The sequence below is a fragment of the Gordonia otitidis genome (assembly GCF_020735545.1).
Classification (GTDB): Bacteria; Actinomycetota; Actinomycetes; order Mycobacteriales; family Mycobacteriaceae; genus Gordonia; species Gordonia otitidis.
Window position 1 is genome coordinate 4066452 of record NZ_CP085974.1, and the last position, 19556, is coordinate 4086007.

Sequence of the window (19556 nt, forward strand, 5' to 3'; positions counted from 1 at the left end):
GACCCCCACCCGCAGGATCACTGACACACACGGGATCACTGACATACATATAGAGGACCAGGACGACAAGCGTGGCAACTGACTACTACGGAATCCTGGGCGTGGCGAAGGGCGCCAGCGACCAGGAGATCAAGCGGGCCTACCGCAAGAAGGCTCGTGAACTGCACCCCGACGTGAATCCCAACGAGGAGGAGCGTTTCAAGGAGGTCACCACCGCATACGAGGTGCTCAGTGACCCGGAGAAGCGACGCATCGTCGATGCGGGTGGCGATCCGCTCGCCGGCCCGGGTGCTGGTGGATTCGCCGGAGGTTTCGGTGGCGGCGGTCTCGGTGACGTGTTCGAAGCGTTCTTCGGAGGTGGCGCCGGGTTCGGCGGCGGGCGTGGACCGAAGGGGCGCGTACAACCCGGCGAGCCCGCACTCGTGTCGGTGGAACTCACACTCGAGGAGTGCGCGTCCGGGGTCAACAAGGAGATCACCGTCGACACGGCAATCCTGTGCGACGTGTGCCACGGCTCGGGAACCAACGGCGACTCCAAGCCGGTGACCTGCGACATCTGCAAGGGTGCGGGCGAAATCCAGGCGGTGCAACGCTCGATTCTGGGTCAGGTCATGACCGTTCGCGAGTGCCCGACGTGCCACGGTACCGGCGAGATCATCCCGGACCCGTGCCACAAGTGCGGTGGCGACGGGCGGGTGCGTTCGCGCCGCACCATGACCGTGCGCATTCCCGCCGGCATCGAAAGCGGAATGCGTGTTCGGTTGGCCGGACAGGGCGAGGTCGGAATGGGTGGCGGCCCCGCGGGCGACCTCTACGTCGAGGTCTCGGAACGACCCCATGACGTCTTCATCCGCGACAAGGACGATCTGCACTGCACGCTTCGCGTGCCCATGGCCGACGCCGCGCTCGGTGCCGAGTTCGCGGTCACGTCGATCCTCGGCGACGACATCACCGTCGCCATCGACCCGGGAACCCAACCGGGCCAGGTCGTCAAGGTCCGGGGCCAGGGCATGCCGCACGTCAACAGCGGGGTGCGCGGCACCCTGCATGTCCACCTCGACGTGCACGTGCCCACCAAGCTCGACGCGGGTCAGTCAGCTGCGCTCTCGGCGTATCGCGAGACGTCGGGCGAGCAGATCGACCTGGTCACGACGGCTGCAGCAGCAGCGCCCGGCGGCCTGTTCTCGCGCCTTCGCAACGCCTTCGCCGGTCGCTGAAAAGCGCAGCGGATGAGGCGTGAACGCAGAGGTCGGCGTCGGTGAGTCCTCCGCTGTTCTGGGTCGACGAGGTCCCGCGCGTCGGTGGTGAGGTCGTGCTGTCCGGGAGCGAGGGGCGTCACGCCGTGACGGTCACACGTCTGGGCGTCGGCGAACAGCTGATGGTCGGTGACGGACGGGGCTCGGTGGCCGACTGCGTCGTCGAGGCGATCCGGTCGAAAGACACGCTCGTCGCACGCGCTCACGCCTACACCTTCACCGACCGACCACGTCCGACTGTGACCGTGATCCAGGCACTTCCGAAGGCCGAGCGGTCCGAACTCGCCGTCGACCTCGCGACCGAGGCGGGCGCGGATCGTATCGTGCCATGGCAGTCCGCACGCTGTGTCGCGCGGTGGACAGGCAAGGCGGACAAGGGCATTGCGAAGTGGAAGGCTGCGGCATCGGCTGCCGCCAAGCAGAGCCGACGTCCCTGGGTTCCCGACATCGGCGACCTCGTGACAACGATGGACGTCCGCGCGATCTGCGCCGAGGTCGCCGCCGGCGGCGGTGTGGTCGCCGTGCTCCACGAAGACGGCGCCGTGCCCTTCGGTTCGCTGCCACTGGCAGGTGCAACCGAGGTCGCGCTCGTTGTCGGACCCGAGGGCGGGCTCGACGACTCCGAGGTCGCGGATCTGACCGCGTTGGGCGCGACATCGGTGGTGCTGGGACCCGAGGTGCTGCGGACATCGGCCGCCGCGGCCGTCGCACTCGGTGCGATCGGTGTCCTGACGGACCGGTGGGACCGGTGAAGCGGTGTGCTGTGCACCGCACGAAGACCGCCTACGGCACTCAGCCGTCGCAGTTCGGGCACCTCTACCACGTCGCCGACCCCGCGGACCGTCCCGGCCGGATGCGTCCCGTCGTCCTCGTGCACGGCGGTTACTGGACGACCGAGTTCGGCCTGACCATCGAGTCGGCGATCGCGCGACAGTACGCCGAACGCGGCGCATTGGTCTGGAACGTCGAATATCGCCGGGTCGGTGAAGCCGGCGGTGGGTGGCCAGCCTCCGGAACCGATGTCCGCTCAGCGGTGGAAGCACTCGACGGTGTCGTCCCCGACGCGCTCGATGCCGACCTCAGGGCGTGCGTCGACTGGACCGACGTGGCCGTGGTCGGACACTCCGCGGGCGGGCAACTCGCGATCTGGACAGTCGCGCAACTGGGCGCGAAGACCTCGTCGACGGTGATCACGACCGTGGTGGCGCAGGCGTCCGCGCTGGATCTCGTCGGAGCCGGCCGCGTCGCACGCCCATCCGTCGAAGGGCTGATGGGCGCGCCCTACGCAGAGGCTCCCGAGCGGTACCGTCAGGCCTCACCGGTCGAGCAGGACCCCTTCGACGCGCACGTCGTCGCGATCCACGGGACACTCGACACCGCGATTCCGGTCGACGTCAGCCGCCACTACGTCGACACGGTCAGTGCCCGCGGACAATCCGCGGAGCTCATCGTGGTGCCCGACGAAGGTCACGACGCCTTCGTCGATCCCCGGAGCGTCTGCAATCGGCAGACTCTGCGGGTGCTGGGGATCTGAGGAGCCGTGCGCTGGGTTCGCCGGAATATTCCCTGCTGATGGGCCGTTGTGGCGCGATAGACTCGTAACGGACACGGTCTCATCCGTGTCCGCGGATCCCACCGAACCCAGGAGTGATTGCATACGTGAGTGACGGCACCCCCGACGTGAACGCGCCGAACAGCGGAACATCAGGGGGCAGACCCGTGGTCACCTCCAACGTGGAAATCTCTCCCGAGGTGGTCTTCGGTCTGCTCGGGACCAGCGACATCAACCTGCGCACGCTGGAGAAACTCCTCCCCGCCGACATTCACGTACGCGGCAACCAGGTCACGTTGACGGGCCAGCAGGCCGACGTCGCGGCGTCGGAAAGAGTTGTCGCCGAACTGGTCGACCTCGTCGGTCGTGGGACACCGCTGACCCCCGACCTGGTGCGTCACAGCGTCTCCATGATGAGTGAGGGAACCTCGGAATCGCCTGCCGAGGTGTTGTCGCTCGACATCATCTCCCGGCGCGGAAAGACGATCCGACCCAAGACGCTCAACCAGAAGAAGTACGTCGACGCCATCGACAACAACACGATCGTGTTCGGACTCGGCCCGGCGGGCACCGGCAAGACGTACCTGGCGATGGCGAAAGCCGTTCAAGCGCTGCAGGCCAAGACCGTCAACCGCATCATCCTCACACGACCGGCCGTCGAGGCGGGGGAGCGCCTCGGCTTCCTACCCGGAACGCTCAGCGAGAAGATCGACCCCTACCTGCGCCCCCTGTACGACGCGCTGCACGACATGATCGATCCGGAGTCGATCCCCAAACTCATGGCGGCAGGCGTCATCGAGGTGGCGCCGCTCGCCTACATGCGTGGCCGCACGTTGAACGACGCCTTCATCATCCTCGACGAGGCGCAGAACACCACCAGCGAGCAGATGAAGATGTTTCTGACCCGACTCGGATTCGGGTCGAAGGTGGTCGTCACCGGCGACGTCACGCAGGTGGATCTGCCGGGCGGGGCACAGAGCGGTCTCAACGCGGCAACCCGCATTCTCGAGGGCATCGACGACATCCACTTCTCTCACCTCAACAGCTCCGACGTCGTTCGTCACCGCCTCGTGGCCGACATCGTCGATGCCTACGGACGCGACGACGAAGCGCATCGGTCGTCGGGACGGTTGCGCGATGCCGGAGCTCAGGGCAACCGCGCCGCCCGACGCGCAGCAGGGCAGGGACGACGGTCATGAGTATCGAACTGGCCAACGAGTCGGGGGTTGACGCCCCGGCCGAGCTCATCATCGGAGCGGCTCGGTTCGCAGTCGCGGCCATGGACGTCAATCCGGCCGCCGAACTCTCGCTGCTCCTCGTCGACGAGGACACGATGGCCGACATGCACGTCCAGTGGATGGACCTGCCCGGCCCGACCGACGTCATGAGTTTCCCGATGGACGAACTGGTACCGGGTGGGCGTCCCGACGCGGCCGAACCCGGTCCGGCGATCCTGGGCGACATCGTGATCTGCCCGGAGTTCGCCAAACGACAGGCCAAGGAAGCCCGACGTTCCTATGACCACGAGCTCGCGATGCTGACCATCCACGGCGTCCTGCACCTCCTCGGCTACGACCACGCGGAACCCGACGAGGAGAAGGAGATGTTCGGACTGCAGAACAGCCTCCTCGAGGACTTCTACGCCGAGCGCCACCGGATCGCCCAGGCGCAGCGGCAGTCCGATCGCGACACCAAACTGCTGACCAACATCGGATTCTCCGACGTCGCGCCCGTCGACGCGGGACCTGAGGCGACCGGACCGACGCAACCGCCCTCCGAGGACGAGTGACCTTGTCGCAAGACATCTGGTTTCTCGTTTTCGCTCTCGTACTACTAGCTGCCGCAGGTGTGTTCGCCGCCGTCGACACCGCGGTGTCGACAGTGTCGATCGCACGCGTCGAGGACATGGTCAAGGAACAGCGCGCCGGAGCGCGCAGGCTCGTGGCGGTGTTGGACGAGCGTGCCACCTACGTCGGACTCGCGGTCTTCCTCCGGGTGGCATGCGAGACCGCCGCGGTGGCGCTGGCCGCGGTGGCGCTCGTGGATCTCCTCGGAGTCGGGTGGGGTCTGGTCGTCGCGATCGCGGGGATGACAGTGCTGTCCTACATCGCGGCCGGGGTGGGACCGCGCACCCTCGGTCGGCAGCACGCCTACAGCGTTGCGCTCACGTCTGCGGTGTTCCTGCAGGCGCTCGGCGTGCTGCTGACGCCGGTCACCCGACTGCTCATCCTCATCGGTAACGCGCTGACCCCCGGTCGGGGATACCGCAACGGGCCGTTCGCGACGGAGGTCGAGCTGCGTGAGGTCGTCGATCTCGCCGAAGCGAGTGGTGTCGTGGCTGCCGACGAGCGCCGCATGATCCAGTCGGTGTTCGATCTCGGGGACACCAACGCGCGCGAGGTGATGGTCCCACGTACGGAGATGGTCTGGATCGAAGAAGACAAGACCGTCGCGCAGGCGCTGAATCTCGCACTGCGGTCCGGGCATTCACGCATACCGGTGATCGGCGAGAACCCCGACGATGTGCTCGGTGTCGTCTACCTCAAAGACCTCGCATCGACGTTGAACGCCGGCGACCCGATCACCGTCATCCGGGTGCGGGACCTGATGCGTCCGGCGGAGTTCGTCCCCGACTCGAAGCCCCTGGACAAGGTGCTTGCCGACATGCAGCGCACCCGGAACCACATGGCACTGCTCGTCGACGAGTACGGGGGCATCGCGGGACTGGTCACCATCGAGGATGTGCTCGAGGAGATCGTCGGCGAGATCACAGACGAGTACGACACCGACGAGGTCGCGCCCATCGAAGACCTCGGCGACGGGCGGATGCGTGTCTCGGCTCGCCTGCCCGTCGAGGACCTCGGGGAACTCTTCGACATCGAGATCGACGACGACGACGTGGAAACCGTCGGCGGACTCGTCGGACTCGAACTCGGTCGGGTCCCATTGCCCGGCGCCGACGTGGAGTCCCATGGGCTGCGACTCGTCGCCGAGGGCGGGCCGAACCGCCAAGGGCGTCAGCGCATCACCACCGTGCTGGTCACGAAACTCGAGTCGCACGACGACGAGTCCGACGCCGACTCACGCGACGGGGGCGATACGCGGCGTGACCGACGCCGCAACGGTGACCGCAACGAGTCCGACACCGCCGCGCGACGCGGGGTGCGTGACACCCAAGCCGACGCCGATGGGGAATACTCTGAGCCGAACGACGTCGACCGCAGCACCGCGGTCCACGCACGCAACGGCAAGGATCACAGGTGACGCAGACACTCGACGACGAGGATCACAAGCTCGTCGTACTGGCCAGGGGAGCACGCGCTCGGGCCGAGGTGGCATCGGGCGCAGCGGTCCGCGACGACGACGGACGTACCTACGCCGGAGCCGATGTCGAGACCAGGTCACTGCAACTGACAGGTCTGCAGGTGGCGCTCGCCACGGCACTCGGTAGCGGTGCACGCGGGTTCGAGGCCGCCGTCGTCGTCGGAGGACGCGCTGACGATCCCGGTCTGGAGACGCTGCGTGAGATCAGCCCGTCGGCACCGCTGATCGTCGCCGACGGAAAGGGCGCCGTCGTCGATCGAGTCGAGTCGACGTGACCGAGGAGATGAACGGGGGCGACCACGGTTCGGCTGAGTTCCGATCAGGCTTCGTCTGTTTCGTCGGCAGGCCCAATACCGGCAAGTCGACGCTGACCAACGCGCTCGTCGGCGAGAAGATCGCAATCACGTCCAATCGTCCCCAGACGACCCGCCACACGATCCGCGGCATCGTCAATCGACCCGATGCTCAACTGATCATCGTCGACACTCCTGGCCTGCACCGACCGCGCACGCTGCTCGGGCAACGTCTCAATGATCTTGTCCGGGATACATATTCAGAAGTCGACGTGATCGGAATCTGCATACCCGCTGACGAGGCGATAGGTCCGGGCGACCGGTGGATCGTGTCGCAGGTGCGCCAGATGGCCCCGAAGACCACCGTCGTCGGCGTCGTCACCAAGATCGATCGTGTGACACCGGACAAGGTCGCCGCGCAGTTGCTCGCGCTGAGCGAACTGCTGGGCACTGACTCCGAAGTGGTGCCGGTGTCGGCGACGAGCGGCCAGCAACTCGACGTACTCACCGACGTCCTGGTGTCGTTGATGGAACCCGGGCCGGCGTTCTACCCGGACGGTGAACTGACCGACGAGCCCGAACAGGTGCTGATGGCGGAGTTCATCCGCGAGGCCGCCCTCGAGGGAGTGCACGACGAACTACCACACTCGCTGGCGGTGGTGATCGAGGAGATCATCCCGCGTGAGGATCGCCGCCCCGATCAGGCGCCCATGGTCGACGTCCACGCCATCCTCTACGTGGAGCGCGACAGCCAGAAGGGCATCATCATCGGACACAAGGGCGCGCGGCTCAAGCAGGTGGGTACCACTGCTCGTGCCCAGATCGAGCGCCTGTTGGGGGTGAAGGTGTATCTGGATCTGCATGTGAAGGTGGCCAAGGACTGGCAGCGAGACCCCAAACAGTTGGGACGAATGGGCTTCTGACCGCCGATCTCTCGAAGGAGGTAGGACGCAGTGGGTAAGCACGAAGAAACGACTGATGGGGCCGGCTCCGCCGACGATGCCGACGTCACGCACGACGAGTCGACGAGCAGTGATTCGGTGGATCCGGAGAGCAGCATCGGGACGGAGACGACCGACCGCTCTGCCGACGTCGCACACGAAGAGTCGACGCCGGTGGACAAGGCGCCTCACGAGGAACAGGCAGTCGGCACGATCTCGGAGGTCCTCGGCGCCCCCAAGTTCTGGCTGGCCCCGCTGCTTCTCGTCGTGGTCATCATGTCCTTCATGTCGGCGCTCTACATGGGTGCGATCGCCGACCCCGAGGGCAACCTGCACGACTTCCCGATCGCCCTGTCGAACCAGGACAACGGCGGTGAGGTCCCCAACGCCGACGGCGGCAGCGACAAACAGAACTACGGTGACCAGATCGCCAAGGGCATCACCGACGAGGCGGCCAAGAGTGGCATCGCCGTCCACCAAACCGATCGGACCACCGCTCTCAACGAGTTGAACAGTGGCAAGGTCTACGGGGTCGTCCTCATCAGCCCGAACTTCACCAATCGTGCTGTGGCTCTGGGGCAGGCGGCTGTGCTGCAGGCGAAGCCGGAGAAGCTCTCGATCGACATCTACATCAATCGCGGGTCGGGTACGTTCGCCTCCGCGATCACGACGACGTTCTCGCAGCGGGTGTCAGCGCAGGTCAACAAACAGGTCGGCGATCAGTTGACGGCGTCGGTGCGCGAACAGCTCGCGAAGGCGAACGTGCCGTTCACCGGCGCCGCTCAGCTGGCGCTGTCGCAGCCCGTCGACGTGCAGACCGTCGAACCCAATCCGCTACCCGACGGATCGGGCAACGGACTGTCGGCCTTCTATTTCACGCTGTTGCTGATCCTCGCCGGATTCACCGGCGCCATGATGGTGAGCATCGTCGTCGACGCCGCACTGGGCCAGACGCCGATCGAGTTCGGCCCGTTCTACCAACTACGGGTTCGGCTGGCCATTTCCCGCTGGGGCACACTCGCCGCCAAATGGACGATCATGCTGCTGATCGCGTTCATCCAATCGGCTCTCTACATAGGTGTGTGCACCGCGGTGGGGACGTCGCTACCGAATGCGTTCGTGCTGTGGACCTATTCGGTGCTGGTGATCTTCGCCGTCGGTGTGTCCTCGGCATCGGCCATGGCCGTGTTCGGCAATCCTGGGCTGATCCTCAACCTGGTGTTCTTCGTGATCCTCGGTCTGCCGTCGTCGGGTGGAACAGTCCCGTTGGAGGCCAGTCCACGCATCTTCGCGTGGATCGCCGCGTTCGAGCCGATGCACCTTGTCTACCTCGGTGTCCGCGCGATTCTGTACTTCGACGCGGACTGGGATGCAGGTCTGGGACGTGCGGTGATCCAGACCTTCGTCGGACTGGCAGTGGGACTTCTGCTCGGATGGGGCGGAACCAGGTATTACGACCACAAGGGATGGCACCGGTTCCCCGGCGGCATGCGGCTGAGCCCGCGAATGGCGAAGTTGTTGGACGGCGGCAGCGGTAGCCTGCCGACGATCACCACCCCTGCACCGCAGCACGTCGCAGGCGTCGTCGGCGTGAGTGAGCGTAGTCGGAACTCGGTGGCCACCGCGACGACAGCGCGGCACAGTCGGGACGGCACGGAGGCCGGCGGGGACTAGATCGACACCCGCGGACGTCCCGTCAGCGGCATGTCACGTCGGTGTTGTCGGTACCCGGTGGAAGAATGGCGCGGTGAGGTTCTACCAGGATGAGGCGGTGGTCCTGCGCCAGCACAAGCTCGGTGAGGCCGACCGCATCATCACGTTGTTGACCGCGGAGCACGGATTGGTGCGCGCGGTCGCCAAGGGTGTGCGGCGGACGCGGTCGAAGTTCGGCGCCCGGCTCGAACCGTTCGCCCACGTCGACATCCACCTCTATCCGGGGCGCAATCTCGACGTCGTCACCCAGGTCCACTCGATCCACGCGTTTGCCGACGCGATCGTCGCCGACTACGCGCGCTACACCACCGCGTGCGCCGTCCTCGAGACCGCGGAACGACTTGCCGGTGAAGAACGTGCGCCTGCGGCACAGTTGCACCGCCTCACAGTCGGTGCTCTCGAAGCGCTCGCCGACGATCGACGGCCGGGTGGATTGATCCTCGACGCCTTCCTGCTCAGGGCGATGCAGTGTGCGGGCTGGATGCCCGCGTTGGATGTGTGCGCGCGGTGCGCACAGCCGGGACCACATCGGGCCTTCCACGTCGCCGCGGGCGGAGCAGTGTGCCTGCATTGCCGTCCACCGGGCGCCGCGACGCCGTCACCTGGTGTGCTCGACCTGATGGATGCGCTGTATCGGGGACAGTGGGAACACACCACCGACGCGACGGAGTCGTTACGACGCCAGGCCAGTGGACTGGTCGCCGCGCATCTGCAGTGGCATCTCGAGCGGCAGTTGCGCACCCTGCCGCTCATCGAACGCACCGCCCCTCATAGTCTGGTTTCACCGAATGTGAGAGGAGTCGGCGATGGCGCTACGGCCGCGGTCAGCTCGGGATGAACGTGTCAGGGCGGCTGCCGCGCAGGATCGTCGACGCGACATCCGGCCGCCTGACCCGCACCCCAGCGGAGCGACGCCGCCCGCGCTTCCCGCGGAGCTGATTCCTCGGCATGTCGCGCTGGTGATGGACGGCAATGGGCGGTGGGCCACCGAGCGGGGCCTTCCCCGCACCGAGGGCCACAAACGCGGCGAAGCAGTCCTCATGGACACCGTCTGCGGCTGTATCGAAATGGGAGTCACATGGTTGTCGGCGTACGCCTTCTCGACGGAGAACTGGTCGCGTAGCCCCGACGAGGTCCGATTTCTGATGGGTTTCAATCGCGATGTGATCCGACGCCGTCGCGACGAGATGAACGAAATGGGTGTGCGGGTCCGCTGGGCCGGTCGCCGACCCCGCTTGTGGCGCAGCGTGATCAAAGAACTCGAGGTCGCCGAGGAGCTGACCGCCGACAACACGGTCATGACTCTCACCATGTGCGTCAACTACGGCGGGCGGGCCGAAATCGCTGATGCGGCAAAAGAAATCGCACGGCGCGCCCTCGCAGGTGAGATCGACCCGGAACGGATCAGCGAAGCGTCGTTCGCGAAATACCTCGACGAACCCGACATGCCCGACGTCGACCTGTTCCTCCGGCCTTCGGGGGAGAAGCGTATCTCCAACTTCTTGCTGTGGCAGTCGGCCTACGCCGAGATGGTGTACCAGGAGAAGCTCTTTCCCGACTTCGATCGACGCGACCTGTGGGCCGCATGCGTCGAGTACGCGTCGCGTGACCGCCGGTTCGGCGGAGTGATGACGACGGAGTGATCGGATGATGAGTGCTGAGGAAGGCGCGGACTCGGTTGACGCGCAGCACGAGCTGGTGGCCAGGGTTGCCGCGCTGCTGGACGAGATCGGCGACGTCGGCGACACCGACGACGAATCGGCGGTTGTGCAGGTCGGGGTGACGCGCGCTTCTGTTCGGGTGATAGCGCTCGCCGAGGACCTGCGCGTGGTCTCGGTGACGCAGTTGCTGGCTCTCAACCTGCCCAACACCGACGCGCTCCGGGATGACGTCGAGGAACTCGACGCGACGCTGAGCTTCGGAAATCTGCGTCGTTCCGATCCGACTGGCGTGACGACAGATGTGTTGCAGTACTACACGTTTCCGGTCGGCGGACTCGCAGACATCCCGTTGCTGACAGTGCTGCACATCGTGTTGTCCGCGGGGGACGACATCGCCCGCAAGCTGGTCGACGCGAGCTGAAACCGCCGAACATCCGAGCTCGGACAACGGTGCGAGGTCAGGGAGTGCGAGGTCAGGGAGTCAGTCGGTGGCGCGGCACCCGGCGCACACCCCGAACACCTCGACGGTGTGGTGGATCTCGCTGAAGCCGTGTTCGGCGGCGATGGCGGCTGCCCAGCGCTCCACGGGTTCGGCCTGCACCTCGACAGTCGTGCCACAGACGCGACACACGAGGTGGTGGTGATGCACAGACGAACAGTTGCGGTAGCGCATCTCGCCCGTACCGTCCCAGAGAGCGTCGATCTGGCCAGCCTGGCTCAGTGCCTGCAGGTTTCGGTAGACCGTGGTCAATCCGATCGACTCGCCACGTGCCTTGAGCTCCTCGTGCAGCTCCTGCGCCGACCTGAAGTCGTCTCCGTCGGAGAGCGCGTCGGCGATCGCGGCCCGTTGGCGGGTGGAACGTACTCCCGTCACGGGCCGCGCCCGCGCGGCGGAGTCCTCGACGTCGGGGACGTCATTAGGTGCTGTGGTCTCGGTGCTGCTCATCGGTTCACTTCGTCGTTGGGAGTATGGGCCCGTGGTGCAACCTCGTGTGCAGAGGCTTCTTCCGCAGTGGTGTCCTCTTCAGCGGTGTTTTCCGCGCTGACGCCGGGGCCTCGTGCGCTGTGCGGCTCGGTTGCGTGCGCGAGCGCGTCGGTGACGATGTGGGCGAGGTGATCGTCGATCAGCGAATACATGATCTCGCGACCATTGCGCTCGCCGCGCACGACGCCCGCGTCCTTGAGTACCCGGAGGTGCTGACTGACCAGTGGTTGGCTCAGGCCCAGCGAGCCGACGAGTTCGTGGACGCAGCGGGCATTCTCCTGTAGCGACAGCACGATGGCGATGCGCGTCGGCGACGCGAGCGCTCTGAGCAGATCGCTTGCCGCTTCACGAGCATGAACATCGCAGGTGCCTACGCTCTGTGAACAGTGGCCGCGCGTTTCCATCACTCCATCTTATGGGAAGTGGTTGTCATTTGTGATCGGCGCCCCGAGGTGTAGTGCCGCCGTGCGTCCTGATCGTCGACGCTCCAGGTGTCCAGCGCTCGACGGGGCCCCTCAGGCGTCGTGGGGCGACGGCTACGCTGTAGGGGTTGCCGGTCGAGTGCCGGTGAGATGCTCGTGACCTGTCCCAACGTCCGTGGAGAAACGATCCCTGTGGCCTCCCGCCCGTCGAATGCTGCCCCGTCCAAAGTCGAAGCCGTCGTCAACCTCGCCAAGCGTCGAGGTCTGGTGTACCCGAGTGGCGAGATCTACGGCGGCACGCGGTCGGCATGGGACTATGGCCCGCTCGGCGTCGAGCTCAAGGAGAACATCAAGCGTCAGTGGTGGCGGAGCATGGTCACCAGCCGCGACGACGTCGTCGGCCTCGATTCGTCGGTCATCCTCCCGCGGCCGGTGTGGGAGGCCAGCGGCCACGTCGAGGTCTTCACCGATCCCCTCGTCGAATCGCTCTACACCCACAAGCGGTTCCGCGCCGACCATCTGATCGAGGCATACGAGGCCAAGCACGGGCATCCGCCGGAGAACGGCCTGGCCGATATCAACGACCCGGACACCGGTCAGCCGGGCAACTGGACCGAGCCGCGCGCGTTCAGCGGCTTGATGAAGACCTACCTCGGACCCGTCGACGACGAGGAGGGGCTGCACTACCTGCGCCCGGAGACGGCTCAAGGCATCTTCGTCAATTTCAAGAACGTGATGACGACATCGCGCAAGAAGCCGCCGTTCGGCATCGCGCAGATCGGTAAGAGCTTCCGCAACGAGATCACCCCGGGCAACTTCATCTTCCGCACCCGCGAGTTCGAGCAGATGGAGATGGAGTTCTTCGTCAAGCCGGGGGAGGACGAGGAGTGGCACCAGTACTGGATCGATCAGCGGTTCGCCTGGTACACCGATCTCGGTATCGACCCGGACAACCTCCGGCTCTACGACCACCCGAAAGAGAAGCTGTCGCACTACTCCAAGCGCACCGTCGACGTCGAGTACAAGTTCGGCTTCTCCGGTAACCCGTGGGGCGAGCTCGAGGGCGTGGCCAACCGGACCGACTTCGACCTGTCGACCCACGCCAAGCACTCGGGGGAAGATCTGTCGTTCTTCGACCAGGCGACCGGCGAGCGCTACACCCCCTACGTGATCGAACCCGCAGCAGGCCTGACCCGTTCGGTGATGGCATTCCTCTGCGACGCACTGACCGAGGAGGAGGTGCCGAATGCCAAGGGCGGCACCGACACCCGCACAGTGTTGCGCCTCGATCGTCGCCTGGCCCCGGTCAAGGTCGCGGTGCTCCCGCTCTCACGCAACGAGAAGCTCTCGCCGAAGGCCAAGGATCTCGCCGCGGAACTGCGCAAGTACTGGAACGTCGACTTCGACGACGCGCAGGGAATCGGCAAGCGCTACCGCAGGCAGGACGAGGTGGGAACCCCGTTCTGCGTGACGGTCGATTTCGACACCCTCGACGACCAGGCCGTCACCATTCGCGAACGGGACACGATGAGCCAGGAGCGGATCGCACTCGACCGTGTCGTCGAGTACCTGGGGAGCAAGCTGCTCGGGTCGTGACAACAGACCCGACCGACATGTCGTCTGATCCGTCGTCGCGGGCGGTGACCGTCCGTCGTTGACTGGGCTTGACCTGCGGTGGTCTGTCACAATTGAGAAGAGTTGCCGTACGTGATCGGACACGGGGTCTGAGCAGGCGGCGAGGAGAGTGAGTGGAGTCGTGGCGGTCACCGGGAAAGTCGTGCATTACGACACGAACAGGGGATTCGGCTTTCTGGCCCCCGAGTCGGGTGGGGCCGACGTGTTCCTGCACATCAACGACATCGACATCGACGAGGACTCGCTGAAGCCGGGTGCCAAGGTCTCGTTCGACATCGAGGAGACAGACCGGGGAGCCAAAGCGGTCAACGTTGCGGTGACCGAGGAAGCACCCGCCGACGAGTCCGGGTCGTCGCGTCCGCATCGCCGTGACTCACACGATCATCACGGCCGTTCGCATGGCGCGGATCGATCGCATGGAACCGACCGGCGTCGGCCGCGCGGCAACGGCGGCTCATTGGACGCCGCAGCATTCACCGAGGAGATCACCGAGGTGCTCCTCGACGCCTCGGGCGATTTGACCGCCAAGCAGATCGTCGCCATCCGGCAGCGGGTCACCGACTTCGCGGTCGGCCGGGGCTGGGTGCTTGACTAGTACCCCGCTCACGGGTCGGACCGGCATCCCTCCGACAGCCGAATACGGCGAGGAGGCCATCGAGCGCATCGTCCGTGAGGGCGCCAAGACCGCCAGCCTGCCCGGTACGAGGACCGACCACCGAAGCGAGTACGCGCGCGATCGCGCGCGCGTACTCCACTCGGCTGCGCTGCGTCGCCTCGCCGACAAGACACAGGTTGTCGGACCCCGCGAGGGCGACACCCCGCGCACGCGGCTCACGCATTCGCTCGAGGTGGGGCAGATAGGTCGGGGGATCGCGATCGGGCTCGGTTGTGAACCCGATCTCGTCGAACTCGCTGGTCTGGCCCACGACATCGGGCATCCCCCATACGGGCACAACGGCGAACGCGCGCTCAACGAGGTAGCCGCGGACATCGGCGGATTCGAGGGCAACGCACAGAACCTTCGCATCCTGACCCGGCTCGAGCCCAAACTCCTCGACGCCGACGGGGCGTCCGCGGGTTTGAATCTGACCCGTGCGTCATTGGACGCCACGCTGAAATACCCCTGGCTGCGACGGCCGCCTGCTCGCAAGTTCGGCGCATACGACGACGACGCGGCCACGCTTGCGTGGGTTCGCCAGGGTGCGCCTGGTGATCGTCAGTGCATCGAGGCCCAGGTCATGGACTGGTCAGACGATGTCGCCTACTCCGTCCACGACCTCGAGGACGGAGTGATCGCCAATCGAATCGATCTGCGGTCTCTCGGCGACCCCGACGACCAGCGGACTCTGGCCGCGATCGGCGTCGCGGAGTTCCCCGAGCTCGAGCCGGAGCCGCTGATCGACGCTGCCGGGAGGTTGTCCCGTATGGATATCGTGCGGGCTGTCGGGGTGTTCGATGGGAGCCTGGACGCGTCGGTCCGGTTGAAACGCCTCACCAGCGAACTCATCGGGAGGTTCGCGTCGGCGGCGATCACCGGTACCCGCGAGCACGTGGGCGGCAGATCCCTCTCCCGGTACGATGCCGACCTGACTGTGCCACCGCTGATCGCCGCCGAGGTCGCGATACTCAAGACTCTTGCTCTGCGGTTCATCTTCTCCAACGAGCGACACAAGTCGCACCAAGCCCGTCAGCGCGAACGCATTCATCGTGTGGCCGGCTGGCTGACAGTTGCGGCGCCGGGAGGGCTCGATCCGATCTTCGTGCCCACGTGGCAGGCCGCGGAAACGGATGCCGCACGACTGCGCGTCGTCGTCGATCAGATCGCATCGATGACCGAAGGCCGCCTCGAACGGATGGACAAGCAGAACTCCGGCGCTCAGGCGCATCTGGGCTGATCGGTTTCCATCGACACGTTTTCGCGGATTCCTGAGCGCTTTTTCCGGCGGGCGGGTTTGGCGATTCCGGCGGTATCGAGAGGCAATCCAGGCCGGATTCACCCGATGTTTCACTCATCGCGCTTGTGATGCACAGAACACTGTGTATTGTCCTGTTTGGGAGGCAAACCGCCGGGGGCTTCGCGAAAGGCTCCACCGGATGAGATCTCCCACTCGGTCGACTGCTCTGTCTCGCACGCCTTCCAGACGATCTGGGCTCGTCGCTGCCCTCGCGTGCGCTGTCACCGCGGTGGCGCTCGTCGTGGGTAGCCCGCGCGCGGCAGCCTCGGTGTTGCCGGAACCGTCGTCGGGCACGCACATCTACACGCTGGAGCCCTTGGATTACAACATCTTTCCCGTGATGAAGACCCTGTTCCGGGGTGCATGTGCAAAGGCCGGTCCCGGGTGTACGGCGGTCTGGACGCCTGCAGCACTCGACCCGTCTCATCTGCGCGGGGTGATCGGGGAAGTCGGTCCGATCTCGATCGGCGCCGGTTCGTTGGACAAGACGCTACGCACCGACGGCGACAAGCGGGTCGTCGTATTCGGATACTCACAGGGTGCGCAGGTCGCAGCATTCTGGCTGCGGAATCTTGGGGAGAATGCGTCGTCGTATGCGCCTGCTGCGAGTACCTCATTCGTGTTCGTCGGTAATCCGGAAAACACTTACAGCGCGCCGTGGCTGCCGAAAACTCCCACGGACTCGGGATATGCGGTCACCGAGATCTGGCGGCAGTACGACGGTTGGGCAGACTGGCCGACGCACGTCAATCTCCTCGCCTACGCGAATGCGATCGCCGGGATGATGTATGTCCACCCGATCGCTTACGTCGACGCCGATCCAGACGATCCGGCCAACGTCACCTGGACGATCGGGAACACCACGTACGTGATGATCCCGTCCGAGGATCTGCCCCTCCTGCAGCCATTGCGTGTGATGGGGCTGGGTGCTGTCGCGGACGCCCTCAACGGCCCGCTGAAGAAGATCGTCGACGGCGCCTATGACCACCCCCAGACGAAGGCGGAGGCCGACGCGGTGAGTGGCAGTTCGGCCGCGTCATCGACCGAAGCGGCCGGTGAAGCCCGGTGGGACGCAACCGAATCCACCGAGTCGCGGTCAGCAAGAGACGACGGGAGTGCGCATGCGAGCGACGCGCAGGTGCCCGATACTTCGTCGGCCACGGAGGTGCCACCAGTCGTCACCCCGACCTCCACCGCACCGCAGACCGCGGCCACACCGTCGGTCCCGGCGCCCACGTCACCGTCGGTTCCCGACAACAGTGCACCGTCGGTTCCCGACAACAGTGCACCGTCGGTTCCCGACAACAGTGCACCGTCGGTTCCCGACAACAGCGCACCGGACGCGGCGACACCGGACGGCCCGACGGTCCAGGCACCGACGGACACCACCCCGCAAGCGGGTTCGGCTGACGCATCCGCGACCGACACAGCGAAGGCCGGTGCGTCCGAGTCCGTCGCCCCGAAGGCGATCTCGCCCGGAAGCACCGGCGCCGCAACTGCGACAGGGGCGTCGACGTCAGTCGGCTGAGTTGTTGATCGCGTCGAGCTTCTCCGCCAACGCCTTCTTCGTGACCGTGCCAGTGGTGAACTCGGGCAGCCTGTCGACCGGAACCGAACCCACCATGGCCAGTAGTCCCGGTCCGTCGCCTTCGGTGGCATCGGGGAAGGAGCTCTTGACCAGCTCGGTCAGCGCATCCTTCCCGTCGGGAACCGACACCACCTCGGCGATCGTCGAGTTCGTGGTGAGCGGAAGGTGGATCTCGTCCCCGTCGACGTCGACGTCGGCGTGCAGACGAATGTCGCGACTCGACGCACCGACGTCGATCCGATAGGTTCCGCCCTCGACGACGAACCTGTGGACGCGAACATCCCAGTACGCCAGAACATCCCGTGGCACCTCTATGCTGACGCGTTGTTCCCCGCCCGCCTTGACGTCGACGCTCGCAAAAGCTTTCAGTTCTCGCACCGGTCGCGCGACGGATGACTTCTCCATGCCCGAGTAGACCTGGACGACCTCGCGGCCGTCGACCTTCCCGACGTTCGCGATGGTCACCTCGACCGTCAGACCCTCGGTGGAGGCAGTAACCGAGAGGTCGCGGTAGTCGAAATCGGTGTAGGACAAGCCGTGTCCGAACGGGTAAGAGATGTTCATCTTGCGTGCGTCGTACCAGCGGTAGCCGATGAACAGTCCCTCGCCATAGGTGACGTGCTGGAACTCGCCGGGGAAGTTCAGGTAGCTGGGGTTGTCCTCGAGTTGCAGCGGGATCGTCTCCGAGAGCCTCCCCGACGGATTCACCACGCCGAACAGGACGTCGGCGATGGCACCCCCACCGGCCTGACCGAGAAGAGCGCCGTCGAGGATCGCGGGCGCAAGTAACGGGGCGACCCGGAGCACACCGCCCCGGGAGAGCACGACGGCTGTACGGGGGTTCGCGGCGAGGACGGCTTGTGCGAGTTCGATCTGATCGGACGGCAGGTCGATCGTGGTCCTGTCGAAACCTTCCGACTCCTGGTGCTCGTCGAGCCCGAGGAACAGCACGACATTCGTCGCCGACCGCGCGGCTGCCACAGCGTCGGAGATCAGCTCGCTGCGCTGGTGGGAGTCGTTGTCGTCGGTGGTGTAGCCGGGCGCGTAGACCACCTCCGAGCCGGCATGGCTCTTGATCTCGTCGAGCGGGATGTCGACTTTGGTGGCGTTGACCTTCGACGAACCGCCGCCCTGATAGCGGGGTTCGGCGGCCAGTGTGCCGATGACTGCCAGTGACTCGGCGCTGTCGAAGGGGAGGAGATCGTCATCGTTACGCAGTAGCACGATCGCCTGCGCGGCTACGTCACGCGCGAGCGCGTGGTGGGCGTCGGTGTCGAACGTGCCGTTCTCCGACCGGATGTGCGGTGCCGCACGCTCGGCGAGCGCGATCATGCGGTTGGCCGACTCGGACAACGCCTCGGGATCGAGACGCCCGTCGTCGACCGCCGCTATGACGTCGTCGTCGAGTTCGTCGCCACCGAACGGCATCATCAGATCGAGTCCTGCGGCCACCGAGCGGACCCTGTCGACGACGGCTCCCCAGTCGCTGACGACCACACCGTCGAATCCCCATGTGTCACGCAGGATTCCGGTGAGCAGCTCGCGGCTCTCGCTCGCGTGGACACCGTTGATGCGGTTGTACGAGCACATCACTGTCCATGGACGCGCCGTACGTACGATGTGGCCGAACGCGCGGAGATACAGTTCGTGCAGCGTGCGTTCGTCGATTGCCGCGCTGACCCGCATGCGATCGGTTTCCTGATTGTTGGCGGCGAAGTGCTTCAGCGACGCCCCGACGTCGACGCTCTGGATTCCTCGCACCCATGCCTCCCCGAATGCGCCGGACAGCACCGGATCCTCCGAGTAGTACTCGAAGTTGCGGCCGCCGAGAGGGGAGCGCTTGAGGTTCACGCCGGGACCGAGCACGACCGACACCTGCCGGGCGAGCGCTTCGGTACCGATGGCCTCTCCGATACGCGCTGCGAGTTCGGGGTTCCATGTCTGGGACAGTCCGACCGCAGGCGGGAAGCACGTTGCGGGAACGCTCTGCGACAGGCCCAGGGCATCGGCGGAGCCCTCTTGTTTGCGGAGTCCGTTGGGGCCGTCAGTCATCGCGATCGACGGCACTCCACCTTCTGATTTCGTCTGCCAGAAGTTCTTGCCACTGGTGAGCCGGGCTTGCTGCGCGGTGGACAACGACGGTGTAGCCATGAGTACTCCTCGGTGCGACGACTCGTGCCCCCCTCACCATCGACGGTAGCCGATTCGACGTCGGAAGCCTGTGGACGTTG

At 65.8% G+C, this 19556-nt stretch carries 19 protein-coding genes; 16 read left to right on the plus strand and 3 right to left on the minus strand.

Translation table 11 applies throughout. The features are described from left to right. Positions 1–71 precede the first annotated feature (71 nt). The 12 genes from dnaJ (at position 72) to LK459_RS18685 (ending at position 11161) form a co-directional block, all read left to right on the plus strand. On the plus strand, positions 72–1217 hold the full coding sequence (gene dnaJ / locus LK459_RS18630; protein ID WP_007237653.1) for a molecular chaperone DnaJ: 1146 nt from the start codon (positions 72–74) through the stop codon (positions 1215–1217). A 41-nt stretch (positions 1218–1258) separates the two neighbouring features. Continuing rightward, on the plus strand, positions 1259–2008 hold the full coding sequence (locus tag LK459_RS18635; protein ID WP_227919991.1) for a 16S rRNA (uracil(1498)-N(3))-methyltransferase: 750 nt from the start codon (positions 1259–1261) through the stop codon (positions 2006–2008). A gap of 11 nt (positions 2009–2019) precedes the next feature. After that, positions 2020–2790 (plus strand): alpha/beta hydrolase family protein, encoded by a 771-nt coding sequence (locus tag LK459_RS18640; RefSeq protein ID WP_227919992.1) that lies wholly within the window; start codon positions 2020–2022, stop codon positions 2788–2790. 125 nt (positions 2791–2915) lie between these two features. Next, a complete protein-coding gene (locus tag LK459_RS18645; protein WP_227919994.1) occupies positions 2916–4007 on the plus strand; it encodes a PhoH family protein in 1092 nt (363 codons plus the stop codon). Continuing rightward, the gene (gene ybeY / locus LK459_RS18650) at positions 4004–4597 is read left to right on the plus strand and encodes an rRNA maturation RNase YbeY (protein WP_007237657.1); all 594 of its coding nucleotides are present in this window, start codon (positions 4004–4006) and stop codon (positions 4595–4597) included. Before LK459_RS18645 ends, ybeY begins: the two co-directional genes overlap by 4 nt. Positions 4598–4599: 2 nt before the next feature. Further along, positions 4600–6072 carry a hemolysin family protein gene (locus LK459_RS18655; protein ID WP_227923855.1) on the plus strand — a complete coding sequence of 491 codons (1473 nt, stop codon included), beginning with the start codon at positions 4600–4602 and terminating at the stop codon, positions 6070–6072. Beyond that, positions 6069–6407 carry a cytidine/deoxycytidylate deaminase family protein gene (locus tag LK459_RS18660; RefSeq protein WP_007237659.1) on the plus strand — a complete coding sequence of 113 codons (339 nt, stop codon included), beginning with the start codon at positions 6069–6071 and terminating at the stop codon, positions 6405–6407. The genes LK459_RS18655 and LK459_RS18660 overlap by 4 nt, the downstream gene beginning before the upstream one ends. An 8-nt stretch (positions 6408–6415) precedes the next feature. Continuing rightward, positions 6416–7348: a GTPase Era gene (era, locus tag LK459_RS18665; protein ID WP_227923857.1), complete on the plus strand. Its 933-nt coding sequence runs from the start codon at positions 6416–6418 to the stop codon at positions 7346–7348. Positions 7349–7378: 30 nt separating this feature from the next. After that, positions 7379–9040, plus strand: coding sequence for a YhgE/Pip domain-containing protein (locus LK459_RS18670; RefSeq protein WP_407648643.1), 1662 nt, complete (start codon positions 7379–7381; stop codon positions 9038–9040). A 73-nt stretch (positions 9041–9113) separates the two neighbouring features. Next, positions 9114–9917, plus strand: a complete 804-nt coding sequence (recO, locus tag LK459_RS18675) for a DNA repair protein RecO (RefSeq protein ID WP_227919995.1) — start codon at positions 9114–9116, stop codon at positions 9915–9917. Then, entirely contained in the window at positions 9886–10722 is an 837-nt protein-coding gene (locus LK459_RS18680) for an isoprenyl transferase (protein ID WP_007237663.1), read from the plus strand. Before recO ends, LK459_RS18680 begins: the two co-directional genes overlap by 32 nt. Before the next feature lie 4 nt (positions 10723–10726). Further along, positions 10727–11161 (plus strand): hypothetical protein, encoded by a 435-nt coding sequence (locus tag LK459_RS18685; protein WP_227919996.1) that lies wholly within the window; start codon positions 10727–10729, stop codon positions 11159–11161. A 60-nt stretch (positions 11162–11221) separates the two neighbouring features. Here LK459_RS18685 and LK459_RS18690 read toward each other — a convergent pair whose 3' ends face one another. Continuing rightward, positions 11222–11686: a Fur family transcriptional regulator gene (locus tag LK459_RS18690; RefSeq protein WP_227919998.1), complete on the minus strand. Its 465-nt coding sequence runs from the start codon at positions 11684–11686 to the stop codon at positions 11222–11224. Next, entirely contained in the window at positions 11683–12129 is a 447-nt protein-coding gene (locus LK459_RS18695; protein ID WP_227919999.1) for an ArsR/SmtB family transcription factor, read from the minus strand. The genes LK459_RS18690 and LK459_RS18695 overlap by 4 nt, the downstream gene beginning before the upstream one ends. 210 nt (positions 12130–12339) lie before the next feature. Here LK459_RS18695 and LK459_RS18700 point away from each other — a divergent pair, with 210 nt between their 5' ends. The 4 genes from LK459_RS18700 (at position 12340) to LK459_RS18715 (ending at position 17265) form a co-directional block, all read left to right on the plus strand. Continuing rightward, the gene (locus LK459_RS18700) at positions 12340–13743 is read left to right on the plus strand and encodes a glycine--tRNA ligase (RefSeq protein ID WP_227920000.1); all 1404 of its coding nucleotides are present in this window, start codon (positions 12340–12342) and stop codon (positions 13741–13743) included. Positions 13744–13903: 160 nt separating this feature from the next. Continuing rightward, entirely contained in the window at positions 13904–14377 is a 474-nt protein-coding gene (locus LK459_RS18705; protein WP_007237668.1) for a cold-shock protein, read from the plus strand. Next, positions 14370–15677 (plus strand): deoxyguanosinetriphosphate triphosphohydrolase, encoded by a 1308-nt coding sequence (locus LK459_RS18710; RefSeq protein ID WP_007237669.1) that lies wholly within the window; start codon positions 14370–14372, stop codon positions 15675–15677. Before LK459_RS18705 ends, LK459_RS18710 begins: the two co-directional genes overlap by 8 nt. Positions 15678–15978: 301 nt before the next feature. Beyond that, complete coding sequence (locus LK459_RS18715; RefSeq protein WP_227920001.1) at positions 15979–17265, plus strand: PE-PPE domain-containing protein; 1287 nt, start codon at positions 15979–15981, stop codon at positions 17263–17265. Here the strand turns inward: LK459_RS18715 and LK459_RS18720 are convergent. Beyond that, on the minus strand, positions 17254–19476 hold the full coding sequence (locus LK459_RS18720) for a glycoside hydrolase family 3 C-terminal domain-containing protein (protein ID WP_227920003.1): 2223 nt from the start codon (positions 19474–19476) through the stop codon (positions 17254–17256). The genes LK459_RS18715 and LK459_RS18720 overlap by 12 nt on opposite strands. Positions 19477–19556: the final 80 nt, after the last annotated feature.

Bases quoted from the DNA above. Each gene is read 5' to 3' on its own strand.
- ybeY (WP_007237657.1), top strand. From the start codon at position 4,004: ATGAGTATCGAACTGGCCAACGAGTCGGGGGTTGACGCCCCGGCCGAG.
- era (WP_227923857.1), top strand. From the start codon at position 6,416: ATGAACGGGGGCGACCACGGTTCGGCTGAGTTCCGATCAGGCTTCGTC.
- LK459_RS18680 (WP_007237663.1), top strand. From the start codon at position 9,886: ATGGCGCTACGGCCGCGGTCAGCTCGGGATGAACGTGTCAGGGCGGCT.
- LK459_RS18685 (WP_227919996.1), top strand. From the start codon at position 10,727: ATGATGAGTGCTGAGGAAGGCGCGGACTCGGTTGACGCGCAGCACGAG.
- LK459_RS18690 (WP_227919998.1), bottom strand. From the start codon at position 11,686: ATGAGCAGCACCGAGACCACAGCACCTAATGACGTCCCCGACGTCGAG.
- LK459_RS18695 (WP_227919999.1), bottom strand. From the start codon at position 12,129: ATGGAAACGCGCGGCCACTGTTCACAGAGCGTAGGCACCTGCGATGTT.
- LK459_RS18720 (WP_227920003.1), bottom strand. From the start codon at position 19,476: ATGGCTACACCGTCGTTGTCCACCGCGCAGCAAGCCCGGCTCACCAGT.